The following is an 18,897-nucleotide window of genomic DNA, read 5'->3' as shown; positions in this document are numbered from 1 at the left end:
AAAAAAATAATTACTGTAAGACATAATTTGTTCTTTAACAACACAAATTTCTAAAGTTTTTTCTAATTATGTAGATATAGTAGTCAGGGAGTAAATAATAAGAACTAGAAATTAGGGGAATGACTATGGATAAGAAAATAAACTTAGCGCTTATAGTAATTTGTGCTTTTGCTATGTCTTCCTGTACTAAAGATGAGTACATCTCATATCCAGCATATTCATATGTAGATATCACGCAACGGCCCTATAATATCGATAGTTACAATATGGCGAATTATAATTATGGATATCAACAAAAGCAGCAAGTAAATGTTCCTAACTCATATCATGTGGGAGAGTTACATTCTCCAGTTTCTTTTAAAGACAGAGATGAGACTTGGGTTAATAGTCAAAATCCTAAAGGATATACAATTGAATTGACTGAAGGGGACAAGGCATCGCAAGTTGCACAAGTCTTGTATAAAGCACCTAAAAAAGATCGGATGGCTCAAGTAAAATATGAGCGAGATGGCAAAACGCGATATAGAGGAGTATATGGAACCTTCGGTACTCCTGAAGAGGCACAAAAAGCCTTAAATTCTTTACCCCCAGAACTGAAAAGTAGTGCTTCAGTGATTAATTGGAGCAGTGTGCAACAACAATAGGGGTAAGCACTCAATCGCGAACAGTGAGGATTGGTTTGAGCACCTTTTGCGCTCAAACCCAATTCTCGAGGGTACACATAAATGATACTCAGATCGATTAGTGCGATTAAGCAGTTACTATAATTTTACCTATTTGTTCATTGGACTCCATGTATTTATGCGCGTCGACTATATGCTCCAAAGAGAAAGTTTGAGCAATTTTGGGTTGCAATGATCCATCTTGGATGTGATCAAAAATATATTTTTCAGCTGTTTGGCGAGCCTCGGGTTGAGTACTAATTTCAAAAAGTGTATAACCCCGCACGGAAATTCCCTTATTCAAGGCGGTGAAAAGAGGGAATGGAGTAATCTGCCCTAGAGACAAATTACCGTACACAAAAAGGGTTCCGCCTGGGGAGAGTGTTTCTGCTAAAACCTCAATGCCCTTACCCGCGATTGGATCAAAAACAATTTTTACTCCTCTACCTTTGGTTATTTCATCGACACGGGCAGGAAGATTTTCTTCATCAGTAACAATGACGTGATCGGCACCTAAAGAGAGTAATTCAGCTTTTTTCTTAGTGGTTCGTGTGGTAACAATACTAATAGCTCCCTGAGTTCGTGCAATTTGGATGGCAGCTATTCCTACACTACTGCTTGCTGCAGTAATTAAAACAAAATCATTTTTAGCGAGATGTCCATAATAGACCAGAGCTCCATAAGCCGTCATGTATTGCATCCAAATGGAAGTCCCTTCCGCATAGGAAAGTTTCTCCGGATAAGCCGCAAGCGCATAAACGGGGACTATAGCCACTTCTCCATAGACTCCATACTTGCCTAGATCAAAACAGGGGACAGTGCTGTAGGTCTTGCCAATTATTTTTTTATCTACATCCGGTCCAACGGCTTCAACCACCCCCGAGGCCTCATAGCCAATTTTTGATGGGAAATGTGGTTGTACTAAATAGCGCCCCGTGCGAAACATGATTTCTGCTCGATTTAGACCTATTGCATGAACACGCAAACGGACTTCACCTTTCCCTGGTTCTGGCAATGATACCTCTTCAAGCCTTAATACCTCAGGCCCCCCAGTTTCGTGAAAACGGACAATTTTTGCTGATGAATTTGACATGGAATATCCTTATTTTAATGAAATACTTGAATCACTCTTGTCCTGGAACCCTTTTTCGTCATTCCTCGTTGTACTCGGAATGACGAAGAGTACGCAGCGTTTCATCCAGACTAGAGTAAGCTAAGTTTTTGAAGCGGAACTAAGCAGGATCATTAAACGAGTGACGCCTGGCGTTTTCGATCGGTCTGCTTCAAACTGTTTTACTGTAATGGCATATCGTTGATTTATTTTTTCCAACCAGGTAATAAATAAATTAAAAGCAACTGAGTCAAAAGTAATTTGGATATCTCCTGAGCCAGTTTGTTGTAATTGATAAGGAAACTTTAAGTTGGTATCGTTTTTTAGTTGTGTGGCCAGTGTTGTCAATAATTGGCTGTTATCGACTATTTGCTTTTTCGTTTGTTTTGTATGACTTTGCTGTTGAATTTTTTTCATCCACTGGAGGGTAGCTGTTTTTTCAATAAGTTGCTTTGATTTTTGGTCAACTCGTTGGCTCAATGGGCTGTATAAAAACAAATAATACACATAAAGGATAAGGCACAATCCTGTTCCAATTAACATCCATTTTTCTCGTTCATTAAGTGTACTTATATAAGCTTTCACATTAACTCCAAAGTGGCGACAACTTGTTGTTCACGAGTTGATGCTTGGGTTTGTTTCACATGAAGTTGCAGTTTTTTCAATTCATTTTCCAATTCTTCTAAACTGGCGAAGTCAGTGCTGACCAAGGTGACTGATAAGGTCTTATTTTGATAACGTAATTGTTCCAGAGTATTGTGGTCATTTTTCATGACCTTGGAAAATTGATTGAGTAAGAACCAAAAGCGATTTTGCTCTTCCGTGTTATTGCTTTTTAATAGCTGTGTGATTCGAAATTTAGGACTAATAACTTGTTTTGCATCAGGAAAAAATTCATGATAAATCACTGCAATTTGCGCATCAATTTTTTGGGTTTCTTTATTGAGTAAATGCAATTTGATCCCATTCGTTACCAATAGTGAGATTAGCCAGACACAAAAAAGAGCACCGGCGGCCAGGTATCCCTTTTTTAGTAGATCGGATTTATTTCCGTGTTGCATTTCTCCTTGGCAGAGGTTCATTAATTTTGATCGGAGTATTCTTTGGGCAATCCACGTATAAGATGTTTCCTGCTTTTTAGGTAATGAAGAATCACTTTGAATTGTGCTGTCTGCAAAAAGCAAGGGTTGATGTTGCGGATGCTTTTTTAGATAGATATGAGCTAGCTCTCCAGAAAGAGCCCCTTTAAAATCATCGCTATGAATCAATAAGGTGCTTTCACAAACACATAATTCTTGGGGTTCCAGGGCAAACCAATCTACAGTAATTCCTGAAAATTCCATTCCGTGTTCATTGAGGAATTGCATCAGATATCGAATTCGTTGTTTACTGATCACCGTAATCAGGTACTGATTATTTTGATATCGTGTTTTATCAAAGGCAAAATGAAGCTCATCTACGGGTTGTGCTAGTTTTTCTTCTAAAGCATAAGGGATTGCTGTTCTTGCCTTTCGGTCTGGAAGCCATGAAAACTCAAGATTAAGAAGGCTAACCTGTTCACATGTTTCAATAACTAAAGTGTTACATTCTGTTTGTAACGGCTTAATTTCGGCAAAGCTACGTTGTGCGGGGGGAGCAATTAATGCTCCATCTGCATTTATTTTGAGGCATAAACAACCTGCTTCATCAAGATGTTTTGCAAAGAGAAAAAGTGTATCCATTCCTAGGCATAAGCTCTATGTTTTTTTATATTCATGGCAGTCCAGTGCTGTTTCAATTGTTGTGACAGTAGATAAACTACAAGCGCATACTGGGGACTTGAGTTGTATCGGGTTATCACAAAGAAATTGGGATAGGCGATCCAATATTCATTGCCTTGAGCGGTTACAAGCTCAATCAAGGCGGCGCGAGAAGGATGATTATGTGCTGCGGTGACTGGTCTAACCCCATTTGCAATCAATTGTGAATAGTAATAGTTGGCTTTTTTAGGATTGACTTGAATTCGTTTATAACGAGTACCAATTACTGTGGCATGTTGGGCAACCCCATCATTGGTCCGCCAACCATGATGGTAGAAATAATTCGCAATACTCCCAATTGAATCTGCGTTATTCGAGACAATATCTCGTTTTCCCGTATTATTAAAATCAACAGCAAAGTTACGGTAACTACTAGGCATGAATTGGGGTTGGCCGATCGCACCAGCATAGGAGCCTTTGAATTGCGTTGCAGGAACTCCATGTTCGCGACAAAGAAGCAAGTATTCTTTTAATTCTTTAGTGAAATAAGGCGCGCGTTTTGGATAATTAAAAGCCAGAGTTGCTAAGGCATCGAGAACTCTGTGTTCTCCTTGTTTCTCTCCATATAAGGTTTCCACTCCCAAAATAGCAATAATAATTTCTGGAGGAACGCCGTATTTTTTCTGTGCTTTGTCTAATGCCTGTTTATTCGCTGCCCAATAGTCTAACCCGCCTTTGAGACGCGCGGGAGTGAGAAACAAATCGCGATACACATCCCAATTCTTCTTTTCATAGGGTTTTTCCATTGATTCAATAATATCGGGGCGGATAACTACCTGATTCATAGTGGCTGTAAGCTCTTTAGCATTAAAGTGATATTCCTTAACCATGCTTTTGATAAAGAGTTGTACATCTTTTCTCTGTGTAAATGCGGTATCTGAATAAGTTGAGAACGAAAAAAGTAGCAATGTTATTGCTATAAAGCCCAAACTTGATATTCGTCGCATAGCGCACCCTGGATAATAGAAAAACGAAATGATAAATCTTATTAAAAATGCAGTGCATTAGCAAATACTTTAAGGCTGCGCTTATTTAAGCTAGAATGCGCTATTTGCAAAAAAGGGTATTTCAGTTGAGTGATTTAAAGCGAATTCGTAATTTTTCGATTATTGCCCATATTGACCATGGTAAATCAACCTTGGCGGATCGGTTTATCCAAATTTGTGGTGGTTTAACAGAGCGTGAAATGAGTGCTCAAGTTCTTGACTCAATGGATATTGAGCGAGAAAGGGGCATTACGATCAAAGCTCAATGTGTATCTTTAAATTACACTGCGAAAGATGGCAATAGCTATCTGTTGAACTTCATTGATACGCCAGGACATGTGGATTTCAGCTATGAAGTATCTCGTTCTTTGGCCGCTTGCGAAGGGGCAATTCTTGTTGTAGATGCCGCCCAAGGCGTGGAGGCACAAACTGTTGCTGTTTGTTATACTGCCATTGACCAATCATTAGCGGTTTTGCCTGTACTGAATAAAATTGATTTACCGCAAGCTGAACCAGAGCGTGTTATCTCAGAAATTGAAGATATTATTGGTGTAGATGCACACGACGCAATCAGGGCTAGTGCAAAAAGTGGGCTTGGTGTGGAAGATGTGCTGGAAGCATTAGTAACTCGTATTCCACCACCAGAAGGCGATATCAACGCGCCTTTACAAGCATTAATTATTGATTCATGGTTTGATAGCTATCTTGGAGTTGTTTCTTTAGTGCGTATTGTCAATGGGTCAATACGTAAAGGAGACAAGATGAGAGTGATGTCTACAGGTCGATCTTATGAGGTTGATCAAGTAGGGATCTTTACTCCTAAACGTACTAAGCTGGAAATGCTGAATGCCGGCGAAGTCGGTTATGTCGTTGCCGGAATCAAAGAAATTCAAGGCGCTCCAGTAGGTGATACCCTTACTCTCGAAAAAAATTCTGCGGAGAAACCACTTCCTGGTTTTCAGCGTGTAAAACCACAAGTTTATGCGGGACTATTTCCTATCAGTGCTGATGATTTTGAGGCATTTCGAGAAGCTTTGGCTAAATTAAGTCTTAATGATGCATCTCTGTTTTATGAACCTGAATCTTCTGAGGCATTAGGTTTTGGTTTCCGATGTGGCTTCTTAGGCATGCTGCACATGGAAATTGTACAGGAGCGTCTGGAGCGGGAATATAATCTTGATCTTATCTCTACCGCACCGACAGTCGTTTATCAAATTGTCACACAAAAAGGTGAGACCTTGCTTATTGATAATCCATCTCATCTTCCACCGCTTCCCCAAATTAAAGAAATGTATGAGCCGATTGTACGAGCCAATATACTCGTTCCTCAAGATTATCTGGGTTCCATTATTAATTTGTGTATTGAGCGACGTGGTGTCCAGGTCAATATGACTTACAGTGGCCGTCAAGTTTCTGTAACTTATGATATTCCTATGAGTGAAGTAGTTTCTGACTTTTTCGATCGATTAAAATCAGTGAGTCGTGGGTATGCTTCATTGGATTATAATTTCTTGCGTTTTCAGGAAGCTGATTTAGTTAAAATGGATATTTTGATTAATAGTGAACGCGTGGATGCACTTTCAGTGATTGTCCATCGTTCGTCATCACATAGTCGTGGAAAATTAATTGCTGAAAAAATGCGTGATTTAATTCCAAGACAAATGTTTGATGTGGCGATACAAGCGGCATTAGGCAGTCATATTATTGCCAGACAAACAGTAAAAGCGTTACGGAAAAACGTGACTGCAAAATGTTATGGTGGTGATGTGACACGGAAACGAAAATTATTGGAAAAACAAAAAGCCGGTAAGAAACGTATGAAGCAAGTGGGGCATGTTGAAATACCTCAAGAGGCGTTTATGGCTGTGTTTCAAACAGATAAAAAGAAATAGTAACGATTACCACGGTTCGATGAAAAGCCACATTTGATGCAAATTTGACTTTTCACCAAGATTTAAAATTGGTGTATGGTTATTGGAATATATAAATTAAGTTTGATTAGGATATAATTTTATGAATTTTGCTTTAATACTCGTTGTCCTATCGTTTATCAGTGGGTTGATTTACCTATTAGATGTACTCTTTTGGGCAAAAAAGCGTACTCAGGATCAAAAGCCCAATCGTATCATTGAATATTCGCGATCATTTTTCCCTGTTTTTTTCATCGTCTTAATTTTACGTTCATTCATCATTGAACCCTTTCGTATTCCTTCAGGCTCATTAGAACCGACATTGCTTGTAGGCGATTTTGTAGCCGTCAATAAGTTTATTTATGGATTAAGGCTTCCGGTTTGGGAAAAGAAAATTATTCCAATTTCTGATCCCAAAACAGGGCAGGTTGCTGTATTTCGTTGGCCACCAGACCCCTCTTATGATTATATTAAAAGGGTAATAGGAGTTCCCGGGGATAAAGTGAGTTACCATAATAAAGTATTAACCATTAACGGAAAGGAAGCAAAACAAACTTTTGTTGAGTACACCATTGATGAGAGTTCTGGAAAAGCGGTAGCTAAATATAAAGAAGATTTGAATGGAACCCTACATGATATTTTCATTAGAGCTGATGTTCCTGCTGTAGATTTTGATATTGTAGTGCCCGAGGAAAGTTATTTCATGATGGGCGATAATCGCGATGACAGTGCGGATAGCCGATTCTGGGGATTTGTACCCGAATCCTATTTGCGAGGCAAAGCATTCTTAGTTTGGATGAGTTGGAATAGCAAGACGGATAATGTTCGTTGGTCTAAAATAGGGAAATTGATACCCTAAGCAATGGTTTGTATGGTTCTTTGATCGAGAGATTGATTTTAATTTAGAACAGATAAAAGGAATAACAAATGCGAAAACAACATGGAATGACTTTTATAGGGACTTTGTTAACTGTAGTTGTGCTTGTTATGGCTGCCGTGGTAATAATGCGTATTATTCCTGTTTACTTGCAGTATTACTCTGTTCTCAAATCGGTCAAAGGATTAAATACGATACCTCCATCTACATTAACAGGAGATCCCGTTGCGGATGTCAATGTCCTGAAGAGTACTTTGGATAAACGCCTGGATATCAATGGGGTAGAAAGTCTAAAGGAGAATCAATTATCTATCGAACCCTTGGGGGCTAATAAATTTAGAGTAAAATTAAAATATCAGGTGATTAAGCCTTTAGTATACAATATGAGCTTATTATTTGATTTTGATCATACAGAAGAGGTTGTAACAGGCAGTGAAAGTTGATTTAGAAAGGCTATCCCGGCGATTGAATTATCAATTTAAAAACGTTGCTTTCCTTAAGCAAGCGTTGACTCATTGTAGTGTTGGCAGTGAAAACTATGAGCGTTTTGAATTTCTTGGCGATTCAATTTTAAGTTTTGTAATTGCTAATGAACTATTTCATCGGTTTCCGATGCAGAGTGAAGGACAATTAAGTCGTTTGCGTTCATTTTTGGTTCGGGGCGAAATGTTGGTCGAACTGGCTAAAGAAATTGATCTTGGCGAATTTCTTTTTTTAGGTCAAGGCGAGCTTAAGAGCGGCGGATTTCGTCGTGCTTCAATTCTATCCGACGCTATGGAGGCCGTTTTTGCAGCAATTTTTCTTGATGGCGGCATCGAATCCGCAAAAGAGGCCATATTAAAGTTATATCATTCTCGACTTGAGGACCCCAATTTAAATGATTGTTTAAAAGATGCTAAAACTCAATTACAAGAATATCTACAAGCAGAAAAAATTGCTCTGCCAGAATATACCTTAACTAAGGTAGAAGGTGATGAACACAATCAAATTTTTTATATCACTTGTTCGGTTAACGGAGCAAAACAAAAAACTTTTGGACAAGGTTCTAATCGACGAAAGGCAGAGCAGCTCGCTGCGAAGTCGATGTTAGAGTTATTGCGTTTAGCTAAGTAGTTTCCGATGCCGCTGTTATCCCTAGCAAATCCCGTTATCCTGAGGAGTTTACGCCTGAGGATCTCCCCGCTGTGGCACGGGGTATTCTGCGGCAAGACTCGGGAGAGAGGGCTTCAGATTGACCGGGAGTCGCAGCGTTCCACCCAACTTGGTTATGCTATATCTTCTAGACTGGTACTAATTTCTAACCATTCCTCCTCAGCCAAATTTAAAGAGGAGTGGATAACACTACGTTTTTGCACTAATTGATTGAGCTTACTTTGTTGGGTACTGTCCTCATAAAGACTGGCATCACCAAGTTGTGTATCCAATTTACTCATTTCACTTTGATATTGTTCAATCAATTGTTCCAGTTTTTTTAGACGGTTTTGTAACGTTTTCTTTTCTTTATAATCAATTGAAGTTGAAGTCACGCTATTGACTTTAACGGAGTCTTTAGTTTGTAACCAGGAATAATAATCATCTAAGTCTCCATCAAAAGCTTGAACTTTTTGCTGGTAAACCAGATAGAAATTATCGACGCTGGTTTTAAGCATATGACGATCATGAGAAATAAGAATCAATGCACCTTCATAGCTTTGCAACGCCAGCTCAATGGCTGAGCGCATTCCCAGATCCAAATGGTTTGTAGGCTCATCAAGCAAAAGTAGATTGGGTTTGAGCCAAACAAGTTTTGCTAAGGCTAAACGTGCTTTTTCGCCTCCAGAAAAATGATTTATAGGTTGAACTGCCATATCACCAGTAAAGTTAAAACCACCTAAAAAATCGCGTATGGTTTGTTCACGTACCTCTGGTGATAGAACTTGAATGGTTTCCACAGGACTTAAATTATAATCCAGCTGCTCTAGTTGGTGTTGCGCGTAATAGCCAATCTTTAAATGGGCAGAGCGGTGAATGGTACCACTCAAAGGGGTTAAAGCCCCCGTTAATGTCTTGATTAGCGTCGATTTTCCCTCCCCATTAGGGCCTAGCAAGGCTATTCTATCACCTGGACTAAGTGAGAAATTGATTCGTTTCAATATCGGTTGTTCTGGCTGATATCCGGCATCAACCAAATTGCATTGAATTAATGGATTTCCTGCTCGGGGACATGGAAAAAAATCAAAAGAAAAGGGGGAATCAGCCTGTGCTGCTGCAATAATTTCCATTCTCTCTATGGCTTTGAGACGTCCTTGCGCTTGTTTTGCTTTAGTCGCTTTTGCTCTAAATCGATTGACAAAGGACATCATATGATTAATTTTGGTTTGTTGTTTTTCATACATGGCTTGTTGTAACGCCAATTGTTGTGCATGTGTTTTTTCAAAACAACTGTAATCACCAGTATAAAGAGTCAGATTCTGCTTCTCGATATGCAGAATATGAGTAACAAAGGCATCTAGAAATTCACGATCATGGGAAATAAGGATGATGGTGCTTGGGCTTTGTTTTAAAAAGCGCTCCAACCAAAATATTGCTTCCATGTCTAAATGGTTAGTCGGCTCATCCAGTAATAGTAAATCAGCTGGGTTCATTAAGCAGCGTGCGAGGCTTAAACGCATGCGCCACCCCCCGGAAAAACTATTTACCGAAGCGTGTTGTTGCTCCCCTCTAAAACCCAGGCCAGACATAATTGTCGCTGCTTGAGCGGGTTTACTGTAGCCTCCACTATGACTTAATTCCTCATGGCAGGCTAATACTTCAGCATCATTGCCTGTGGCCTCTGCATCGCTCAAACGTTGGAGCAACTTCATGTATTGCTCATCACCACCGAGTACAAAATCCAGTGCTTTTTCATCACTATCCGGTAATTGTTGTGATAAATGGCTGATCGTGAGTTGAGGATTAATTAAAAAATCGCCGGTATCAGGTTGCAATTTTCTTAATAAAAAATCAAATAATGTTGATTTGCCACAGCCATTATGGCCAATAAGACCAATTTTTTGCTTTTCATATAATGTGACATTGACTTTATCTAATAAAACCTTGTTGCCACGACTGAGAGTAATTTGACGAAGAGTAAGCATGATAAATCTTTAGCCATAAATAGAGTGGGTTATACACAAATTATGAGTTCACATCATCGCAATTAAAGCGATAGAGCTCCTATCATAAGCTTGTGCTGCAACGCGGAGATCCTTCGCTATGCTAGGGATGACGGCAAAGTATACGGATTACACTGCGATAATCCGGGCAACAAAGCTACGAATTTACTTCAATTCTAACATAATTCCGCTTAACTGGGTTCTGGCTCAATAGATTTTTTCCTGGCAGACTGATAGCGAGCTTGTTTTTCAATATCAATATAACGATCTGTGGTTGCACTTGAACTGTGGCCAGCATCATCCCGTACATGTTCACGAGGACGAATTTTAACATCTTCAGAAATACCAGTATGCCTTAGCCAGTGAACTGTTGCTGCAGCCAAATTATCAGCCTCTTCCCTCTGACCTTTCATCCGAAGTTGCTCTCCGGCTAAGTCAAAACAGCGTTGAATAATTCTTCGTATCGGCGCCGTATCACTCATTGGACCATTTCCGCGAATTTTGGGGATGAGTGGGCTATTATCAGCAGGGGAAGGGAGGGGGGATAATCCCAAGAAACAACGCCATCGCATCAAACTTTCGAGCATCGCTTCGCTGACGGCGATTTGTCGCTCCTTATTTCCTTTACCAACTGTGGTGAACCACCAATGGCCGTTACTGTCCTTGGCAAAGTCATTCATACTGGGGATCCAACGGTCACTTGCTGCCAATTCGGAGATACGTAGATACATACCAAATAGTAGGCTCAACATAAAACGAGTGCGTTCATGTTTCAGGGGGGATTCTTCCGCTAGAGACTCGGCTGCATCTAACACGGCACTCCACTGAACTAAACTCAATCTGCGGATAGGGGCATTATGTTGCCGTTTACGAATAAATTTACTTTTTTGGCGAATCAGGGCGACTGGATTAGAAACCAGATATTCTTCAGCAATTAAGAAATTAAATAAGGTACTTAAAATGGCGAATATTTCTTGGATGGCTCCTTGAGACAAATTGAATTGATCAATTTGGGGTTTATGCCCATTTTTTATTGCTGATTTACTTAAGGTAACTACAAAAGGTCTCCATTCTTCATTGGGAATACGTGTACCGCCTTGTTCAATAAATCGCGGTACTTTTTTTAAACTAATCCAGGATTTAGGTGGGTTTTGGCAAAAATGAATGTAGTCTTCTATATCATCACGTTTTAATTCATTGATTGTTTTGTTTTTAATTAACCAGGACCATTGCAGTAATCGTTCAGTTTCTCTGCGGTAACTATTGAAGGTACCTTGACTGCCTGTATAGCTTTTCAAAAAGTTTAAAGCGTAATTAAAATCATTTTGAAATTGAATATCAGGCAGCACAACATGCTCATGATTTTTGTGCAGGTAATTCATGTTGTCAAAGAGAGGCAGCAGTTTAAATTTCATAGATTCAAAGTGAGATCAAAAGTATCTCCAATGCTAGCTGAAAAGTAATAAAGATTCGAGTAGTTGACTTGAGTGATTGTATGGACAATCGCCTAGATGATTGAAAAAATGACGATTTGGTCAAGGTAAATAAATATCTGCAGTAATAATTTAAAATTAACTGAAATTAAATGATTTAAGATATTGACCTTGATGAAAGCACCTAGTATTATCTGCGCTCTGTCCTTGGGGACGGGTTAAACGGGGTATAGCGCAGTCTGGTAGCGCGCCTGCTTTGGGAGCAGGATGTCGGGGGTTCGAATCCCTCTACCCCGACCAAGATGCGCCCGTAGCTCATCTGGATAGAGCATCGGCCTTCTAAGCCGAGGGTAGCAGGTTCGAATCCTGCCGGGCGTGCCAGCCCAGATCTTGTTCAAAAGAATTTCTGGTAAAAAGATTTATGGTGAGCGTAGCTCAGTTGGTAGAGCCCCGGGTTGTGATCCCGGTTGTCGTGGGTTCGAGTCCCATCGTTCACCCCATTTGAGAGAAACAAAAGGTTTATCGCTAAAGATTTTATCTGAGTCTTTACAAGACCGAATTACTGATTGATAATCCAACCTGATTTGCGAAAGTGGCGGAATTGGTAGACGCACTGGATTTAGGTTCCAGCGGGGCGACCCGTGAGAGTTCGAGTCTCTCCTTTCGCACCATTTATCATTATAAATTCCAAGAGGTGATATTAATGCAAGTTTCTGTTGAGACCCTAAAAGGTTTGGAACGTAAGGTAACAGTTTCTGTACCTTCAGAGAAAGTTGAGGAAGAAGTGAGCTTACGTCTCAAGAATCTTGCTCGCAAAGTTAAGATTGATGGTTTTCGTCCTGGTAAAGTACCCTTCCAAGTTGTTGTCAGTCGCTATTCACAAAGTGTTCGTGAAGAAGTCGCTCGAGATATGGTGCAATCTACTTTGTTTGAAGCATTACAAAAAAATGAATTAGTTCCTGCGGGCTATCCCTCTGTTGAACCTGAGCAACTAGAGAAAGGAAAAGACTTTAAATACTCCGCAATATTTGAAGTAATGCCTGTATTTGAAATTGTAGAATTAAATCAAGCGGCTGTTGAGCTGGCTCGTTCAGAAGTTACAGATAAAGACGTTGAAGACATGTTGGATAAACTTCGTGAACAAAATAAAGAATGGCATGATGTATCCCGTGCAGTCAAAAAAGGCGACAAAGTAGTTATCGATTTTGAAGGATACCTTGATGATAAACTGTTTGAAGGCGGTAGCGCTAAAGGACATGAGTTAGTCATTGGTTCAGGATCGATGATCCCTGGCTTTGAAGAAGGAATTATTGGTAATAAAAAGGATAAGTCGTTTGATATTAAAGTAACCTTCCCTGAGGATTATGGACATAAAGAATTAGCAGGAAAAGAAGCTGTTTTCAAAATTACACTTCACACTGTGATGGAAGGAAAATTGCCTGAACTCAACGAAGCCTTTGCTGAGAAATTTAATATCAAAGAAGGTGGCATTGACGCATTGAAAAAAGACATTAAAGAGAATATGGCTCGTGAGTTAGAGCGTCGCGTCAGTATGATGAACAGAGAAAAGCTGTTTGATAAATTAATGGAAGTTAATGTTATTGAATTGCCATTAGCTTTAATTGACAAAGAAATCGAACATTTGAAACATGATATGTATCATCGTCTTTTTGGACATGAACATCATGACAATGAAAAGATACCTGATTTTCCTCGTGAGCTGTTTGAAGAACAAGCAAAACGTCGTGTTCATCTTGGGTTGCTCTTTTCTGAATATGTTAAAAAACATCAAATTGTTGCAGATAAAGATAAAGTGAATGCGGTAATTGAACGATTTGCCAGTGCTTATGAGAATCCTGATGAGTTGCGTTCTTGGTATCAAAGCAGCAAAGAGCATATGGCTGAAATTGAAGCGATTGTTATGGAAGAAATGGTTGCAGATAAAATTGCTGAAGATGCAAAAATTAAATACAAGAACAAAGATTATGATTCAATCATGAATCCTAAGCCTGCAACTGAAGCAACTGAGAAAAAAGGAGAGTAATTGTATGTCGGGATATTCAGATAACATAATTCGCAATGCCAGTGGATTAGTCCCAATGGTTATTGAACAGACCTCACGTGGTGAGCGTTCGTATGATATTTATTCAAGATTATTAAAAGAACGTATTATCTTTCTCTTAGGTGAAGTTGAAGACCATATGGCTAATTTGGTAGTTGCTCAATTGTTGTTTCTTGAGTCTGAAAACCCTGAAAAAGATATTTCTCTCTATATTAATTCTCCTGGAGGTGTAGTAACCGCTGGCTTAGCAATTTACGATACCATCCAGTTTATTAAACCTGATGTCAGTACTTTGTGTATAGGGCAAGCAGCTAGCGCTGCTGCCTTGTTACTTTGTGCCGGAGCTGAAGGTAAGAGATTCTGTTTGCCAAACTCACGAGTAATGATTCATCAACCTTTAGGTGGTTATCGAGGCCAAGCTACTGATATTGAAATTCATGCGCGCGAGACATTAGCCGTAAGAGAACGTTTAAATACAATTATGGCACATCATACTAAAAAGACACCTGATCAGATTATGCGTGATACCGAACGTGATAATTTTATGAGTGCGACACAAGCTGTTGAGTACGGCTTAGTTGATAGAGTGCTTTATGATCGAGAGTCAGTGAATAAAAAAGAGTAACTATAACTTTAAATTCAAAGAACTGAACTATAATGTATCATAACCCAGGTGCAGTGAAGCGGAACCTGGGTTTTAGGTTCAGATTTACCGGGTTCCGCTTCGCTGCACCCAGGCTAGGAATGCGATTAGGGTTCTTTTATATTGATTCATTATTACTTTTTTTCGTATTTCTTTTTGTTTTTAAAGAAAGTAGTTGCGTGAAAAACAGTGGCATATCTTTTTCTGATTGACTAATATTTTACATATATTATCTTTTTTTCCGATAATCGTTGTAAGAAGGGGTTTGGTTATGAGTAAATCCGGTAACGGAAGTGGCGATAAAGTTTTGTATTGTTCTTTTTGTGGAAAGAGCCAACATGAAGTAAAAAAATTGATTGCTGGTCCTTCTGTATTTGTCTGTGATGAATGTGTAGAGCTCTGTAATGATATCATTCGTGAAGAAACACACGAAGCTCACGAAGAAGCTGAAGTACGTTTACCATCACCCAAAGAAATCTCAAACTTTTTGGATGAGTACGTCATAGGACAATCGCATGCAAAAAAAGTCTTGTCCGTAGCTGTTTACAATCACTACAAGCGATTACAACACAAAAGTGAAGACGGAGTGGAACTTGGTAAAAGTAATATCTTACTTATAGGTCCAACTGGTAGCGGAAAAACACTTTTAGCCCAAACATTAGCTCGAATTCTCAATGTTCCATTTGCTATGGCAGATGCCACTACATTGACTGAAGCGGGTTATGTCGGTGAAGACGTTGAAAATATTATCCAGAAACTTTTACAAAAGTGTGATTATGACGTGGATAAAGCACAACATGGTATCGTGTACATCGATGAAATTGATAAAATATCACGTAAGTCTGATAATCCCTCGATTACACGCGATGTTTCTGGTGAAGGAGTGCAACAAGCTCTTCTAAAACTCATTGAAGGGACCATTGCTTCTGTTCCACCCCAAGGCGGACGTAAACATCCACAACAAGAATTTTTACAAGTGGATACTTCCAATATTTTATTTATTTGCGGTGGTGCTTTTGCTGGATTGGAGAAGGTAATCAGAGAGCGAAGTGATAAGTCAGGCATTGGATTCTCTGCTCAATTAAAAAATAAAAAAGAAAGTAATGATGAAATATCGAAAGTATTGAACCAGTTAGAATCAGATGATTTGATCAAATATGGATTAATACCCGAGTTTGTTGGCCGATTGCCAGTCGTTGCTACTTTGCAAGAACTGGATGAATCAGCTCTTATCGATATTTTAACTAATCCTAAAAACGCTTTGACGAAACAATTCCAGTCTCTATTTAAAATGGAAGGTGTAGAGCTTGAATTTAGAGAAGAAGCATTGATTGCTATCGCCAAAAAAGCGCTTGAACGCAAAATGGGTGCACGCGGTTTACGTGCTATACTTGAAAATATTCTATTAGACACCATGTATGAATTACCTTCTCTTGAAGGAGTAATTAAGGTTGTAGTTGATGAGAGTGCTGTAAATAGCGCATCAAAACCAATTCTTATTTATGAGCAAGAAGGGATGAAGAGTGCAGCAGGTGGTCAAGAGTAGTATTTCTACTCCTCTCCTGCACCTAGTGTGGGAGAGACGTTCTTTAGACAACTTTCTTCATTATAACGCTTTGTTTTCTTGCAATAACTCTCCCTTCCTTTTAAATTATAATTAGTAGTCGCGTGAATTTTAAATAAAGTTTTTCGTTTGAATAAGGGTTCATTATGTCCACTGAAATTATAGAGACTTCGAATGAGGCAGAAAAACTGTCGAATATACCTGTATTACCATTAAGAGACGTAGTGGTCTACCCTCATATGGTTATTCCTCTTTTTGTTGGAAGAGGAAAATCAATCAAAGCCTTAGAAGCGGCTATGGTTGATAGTAAGCAAATCTTTCTGGTAGCACAGAAAAAATCATCCAATGACGACCCGGGTGAGGCTGACATATTTCAGGTCGGAACATTATCCAGTGTTTTGCAGTTATTAAAATTACCGGATGGCACCGTAAAAGTTTTAGTCGAAGGGGAAAAGCGTGCCAGGGCAAAAGAATATAATCAGGCGAAAGGATATCTGGAAGCTGATCTTGAATTATTAGAAGATGCAAATGCTGCGGTACAAGAACCAGATATTGGTATCTTGATGCGTTCTTTAATGTCGCAGTTTGAGCAATACATCAAACTGAATAAAAAAATTCCACCTGAAGTTCTGTCTCCGCTTGCTGGAATAGAAGAACCAGGGCGTTTGGCTGATACAATAGCTGCTCATTTAACACTGAAGGTCGATGACAAACAGGAGTTACTGGAAACTTTAGATGTAGGTACTCGCCTTGAGCGTTTAATGTCTGCCATTGAAAACGAAATTGACTTGTTACACGTTGAAAAGCGTGTGAGAGGTCGAGTCAAGCGACAAATGGAGAAAAGTCAGCGTGAGTATTATCTAAATGAACAAATGAAAGCAATTCAGAAAGAATTGGGCGAGTTGGGTGAAGAAGGAAATGAAATTGAGCAATTGGAAAATTCCATTAACAAAGCTGGAATGCCCAAGGAAGCCAAGGAGAAATCACTCGCCGAACTTCATAAATTGAAAATGATGTCACCTATGTCTGCTGAGGCTACGGTGATCCGCAACTATCTTGATTGGATGCTTTCAGTACCCTGGAAAAAGAGAACTAAAATTCAATTTGATTTACTCAAAGCAGAGAAATTATTAGATAAAGAACATTATGGTCTAGAGCGGGTTAAAGAACGTATCATCGAATATCTGGCCGTTCAACAAAGAGTTAAACGATTAAAAGGCCCTATACTTTGTCTGGTTGGACCTCCAGGAGTGGGTAAAACTTCATTAGGACAATCCATTGCCAATGCTACAGGTCGTACCTTTATTCGTATTGCTTTGGGTGGCGTAAGGGATGAAGCAGAAATTCGCGGTCATAGAAGAACTTATATTGGATCCATGCCAGGAAAAATAATTCAGAAATTATGTAAGGCTGGAGTAAAAAATCCTCTCATCATGTTGGACGAAGTCGATAAAATGGCGATGGATTTCCGTGGAGATCCTGCTGCAGCATTGCTTGAAGTACTTGATCCAGAGCAGAACCATACGTTCAACGATCATTATCTTGAAGTAGATTATGATTTGAGTGACGTGATGTTCATTGCGACAGCAAATTCTTTAGAAATTCCTGCTCCGTTATTGGATAGAATGGAAGTGATTCGACTGGCAGGTTATACAGAGGATGAGAAAGTCAGCATTGCTGATAAATATCTGGTTCCAAAACAAGTCGTCTTGAATGGTTTAAGTAATCAAGAAATTCATATTAGTGAAGGGGCAATTCGAGAAGTTATTCGCCACTATACTCGTGAGGCAGGCGTACGTAATTTAGAACGAGATATTGCGAGTATTTGTAGAAAAGTCGTAAAGGAAATCCTCTCGAATAAAAAAGTTAAAAAAATGACTGTAACTACCAGTAATATCGAAAAATATTTAGGTGTGAAAAAGTTTCGATATGGCTTAGCAGAAGAGTTTGATCAAGTGGGCCAAGTTACAGGCTTAGCTTGGACAAGTGTGGGCGGAGAGCTGCTAACAATAGAAGCATCGATGATGCCCGGTAAAGGGAAGGTCACGCATACTGGTCAATTGGGCGAGGTCATGCAGGAGTCCATTCATGCTGCGATGACCGTTGTACGAAGTCGAGCTCAAAATTTTGGCTTACCCGATGATTTTTATGATAAGAATGACTTCCACGTCCACGTTCCTGAAGGGGCTACTCCCAAAGATGGTCCAAGTGCTGGTATTGGTATGTGTACTGTTTTGGTTTCGGTAGTGACTCATATTCCTGTTAAAGCAGATGTAGCGATGACAGGGGAAATCACGTTGAGAGGGCAGGTATTGCCAATTGGTGGTCTAAAAGAGAAATTATTGGCGGCTCATCGAGGCGGAATTAAGCATGTCATTATTCCCGAGGAAAATGTAAAAGACCTGGAAGAGATACCAGATAATGTTTTGCGTAAGCTAACAATCCATCCAGTTAAGACCATAGAACAGGTTTTAGAACTGGCTTTACAACGCAGTCCTTGGGTAAATCAGCCAACAAATGTACAATCTGAGGCTTTAGTGGGTAAAAGATCAAAAAAAATTAAAAATAATGATTTACATACCCATTAATTAGAGGTATATTTCGTTTCGTAGCCCGCCACTAGCGGGCACTGCAAGGAAGTAACTACTTGACCGGTTAATTTGATGAGTTTAATTAAATTAGCTTGAAGTATGGAAGATTAACTGTATAGGGGAAG

At 39.4% G+C, this 18,897-nt stretch carries 15 protein-coding genes and 4 tRNA genes; 13 read left to right on the top strand and 6 right to left on the bottom strand.

What is annotated here, in order from left to right; all coding sequences use genetic code 11:
* Positions 1-125 precede the first annotated feature (125 nt).
* Positions 126-644 carry an SPOR domain-containing protein gene (locus OQJ13_RS02325; RefSeq protein WP_265708910.1) on the top strand — a complete coding sequence of 173 codons (519 nt, stop codon included), beginning with the start codon at positions 126-128 and terminating at the stop codon, positions 642-644.
* Positions 645-750: 106 nt separating this feature from the next.
* On the opposite strand, the gene OQJ13_RS02320 is transcribed toward OQJ13_RS02325, so the two are convergent.
* The 4 genes from OQJ13_RS02320 to mltB form a co-directional block, all read right to left on the bottom strand.
* Entirely contained in the window at positions 751-1,755 is a 1,005-nt protein-coding gene (locus OQJ13_RS02320) for a zinc-dependent alcohol dehydrogenase family protein (protein WP_265708908.1), read from the bottom strand.
* A 120-nt stretch (positions 1,756-1,875) separates the two neighbouring features.
* Positions 1,876-2,358, bottom strand: coding sequence for a GspM family type II secretion system protein LspM (gene lspM, locus OQJ13_RS02315; RefSeq protein ID WP_265708905.1), 483 nt, complete (start codon positions 2,356-2,358; stop codon positions 1,876-1,878).
* A complete protein-coding gene (gene gspL / locus OQJ13_RS02310; RefSeq protein ID WP_265708903.1) occupies positions 2,355-3,494 on the bottom strand; it encodes a type II secretion system protein GspL in 1,140 nt (379 codons plus the stop codon). Before gspL ends, lspM begins: the two co-directional genes overlap by 4 nt.
* 2 nt (positions 3,495-3,496) lie before the next feature.
* Positions 3,497-4,519, bottom strand: a complete 1,023-nt coding sequence (gene mltB, locus OQJ13_RS02305) for a lytic murein transglycosylase B (RefSeq protein ID WP_265708901.1) — start codon at positions 4,517-4,519, stop codon at positions 3,497-3,499.
* 95 nt (positions 4,520-4,614) lie between these two features.
* Here mltB and lepA point away from each other — a divergent pair, with 95 nt between their 5' ends.
* The 4 genes from lepA to rnc all read left to right on the top strand — a co-directional run bounded on the left by lepA (position 4,615) and on the right by rnc (position 8,458).
* On the top strand, positions 4,615-6,450 hold the full coding sequence (lepA, locus tag OQJ13_RS02300; protein ID WP_265708900.1) for a translation elongation factor 4: 1,836 nt from the start codon (positions 4,615-4,617) through the stop codon (positions 6,448-6,450).
* Positions 6,451-6,571: 121 nt separating this feature from the next.
* Entirely contained in the window at positions 6,572-7,327 is a 756-nt protein-coding gene (gene lepB / locus OQJ13_RS02295; RefSeq protein WP_265708898.1) for a signal peptidase I, read from the top strand.
* 68 nt (positions 7,328-7,395) lie between these two features.
* A complete protein-coding gene (locus OQJ13_RS02290; RefSeq protein WP_265708897.1) occupies positions 7,396-7,788 on the top strand; it encodes a DUF4845 domain-containing protein in 393 nt (130 codons plus the stop codon).
* A complete protein-coding gene (gene rnc, locus OQJ13_RS02285; protein ID WP_265708895.1) occupies positions 7,778-8,458 on the top strand; it encodes a ribonuclease III in 681 nt (226 codons plus the stop codon). The genes OQJ13_RS02290 and rnc overlap by 11 nt, the downstream gene beginning before the upstream one ends.
* 152 nt (positions 8,459-8,610) lie before the next feature.
* Here the strand turns inward: rnc and OQJ13_RS02280 are convergent, their stop codons facing one another.
* Both OQJ13_RS02280 and OQJ13_RS02275 read right to left on the bottom strand, forming a co-directional pair.
* Entirely contained in the window at positions 8,611-10,461 is a 1,851-nt protein-coding gene (locus OQJ13_RS02280) for an ABC-F family ATP-binding cassette domain-containing protein (protein ID WP_265708894.1), read from the bottom strand.
* Between the two features lie 209 nt (positions 10,462-10,670).
* Positions 10,671-11,894, bottom strand: a complete 1,224-nt coding sequence (locus tag OQJ13_RS02275) for a tyrosine-type recombinase/integrase (protein WP_265708893.1) — start codon at positions 11,892-11,894, stop codon at positions 10,671-10,673.
* A gap of 241 nt (positions 11,895-12,135) precedes the next feature.
* Here OQJ13_RS02275 and OQJ13_RS02270 point away from each other — a divergent pair.
* The 8 genes from OQJ13_RS02270 to lon all read left to right on the top strand — a co-directional run bounded on the left by OQJ13_RS02270 (position 12,136) and on the right by lon (position 18,769).
* Positions 12,136-12,212: transfer RNA gene (locus OQJ13_RS02270), tRNA-Pro, on the top strand.
* 4 nt (positions 12,213-12,216) lie between these two features.
* Positions 12,217-12,293, top strand: a tRNA-Arg gene (locus OQJ13_RS02265).
* A gap of 43 nt (positions 12,294-12,336) precedes the next feature.
* Positions 12,337-12,412: transfer RNA gene (locus OQJ13_RS02260), tRNA-His, on the top strand.
* A gap of 86 nt (positions 12,413-12,498) precedes the next feature.
* Positions 12,499-12,583: transfer RNA gene (locus tag OQJ13_RS02255), tRNA-Leu, on the top strand.
* A 32-nt stretch (positions 12,584-12,615) separates the two neighbouring features.
* Entirely contained in the window at positions 12,616-13,956 is a 1,341-nt protein-coding gene (gene tig / locus OQJ13_RS02250) for a trigger factor (RefSeq protein WP_265708892.1), read from the top strand.
* 4 nt (positions 13,957-13,960) lie between these two features.
* Entirely contained in the window at positions 13,961-14,599 is a 639-nt protein-coding gene (gene clpP, locus OQJ13_RS02245; protein ID WP_265708891.1) for an ATP-dependent Clp endopeptidase proteolytic subunit ClpP, read from the top strand.
* Positions 14,600-14,888: 289 nt separating this feature from the next.
* Positions 14,889-16,163, top strand: a complete 1,275-nt coding sequence (gene clpX, locus OQJ13_RS02240) for an ATP-dependent Clp protease ATP-binding subunit ClpX (RefSeq protein WP_265708889.1) — start codon at positions 14,889-14,891, stop codon at positions 16,161-16,163.
* A 164-nt stretch (positions 16,164-16,327) separates the two neighbouring features.
* Positions 16,328-18,769 carry an endopeptidase La gene (lon, locus tag OQJ13_RS02235; protein WP_265708887.1) on the top strand — a complete coding sequence of 814 codons (2,442 nt, stop codon included), beginning with the start codon at positions 16,328-16,330 and terminating at the stop codon, positions 18,767-18,769.
* Positions 18,770-18,897 lie beyond the last annotated feature (128 nt).

The organism is Legionella sp. PATHC035 (assembly GCF_026191115.1).
In the GTDB taxonomy this organism is placed as follows: domain Bacteria; phylum Pseudomonadota; class Gammaproteobacteria; order Legionellales; family Legionellaceae; genus Legionella.
The sequence above is the reverse complement of the archived record's forward strand: the minus strand, read 5'-3'. Positions and strand labels throughout refer to the sequence as shown.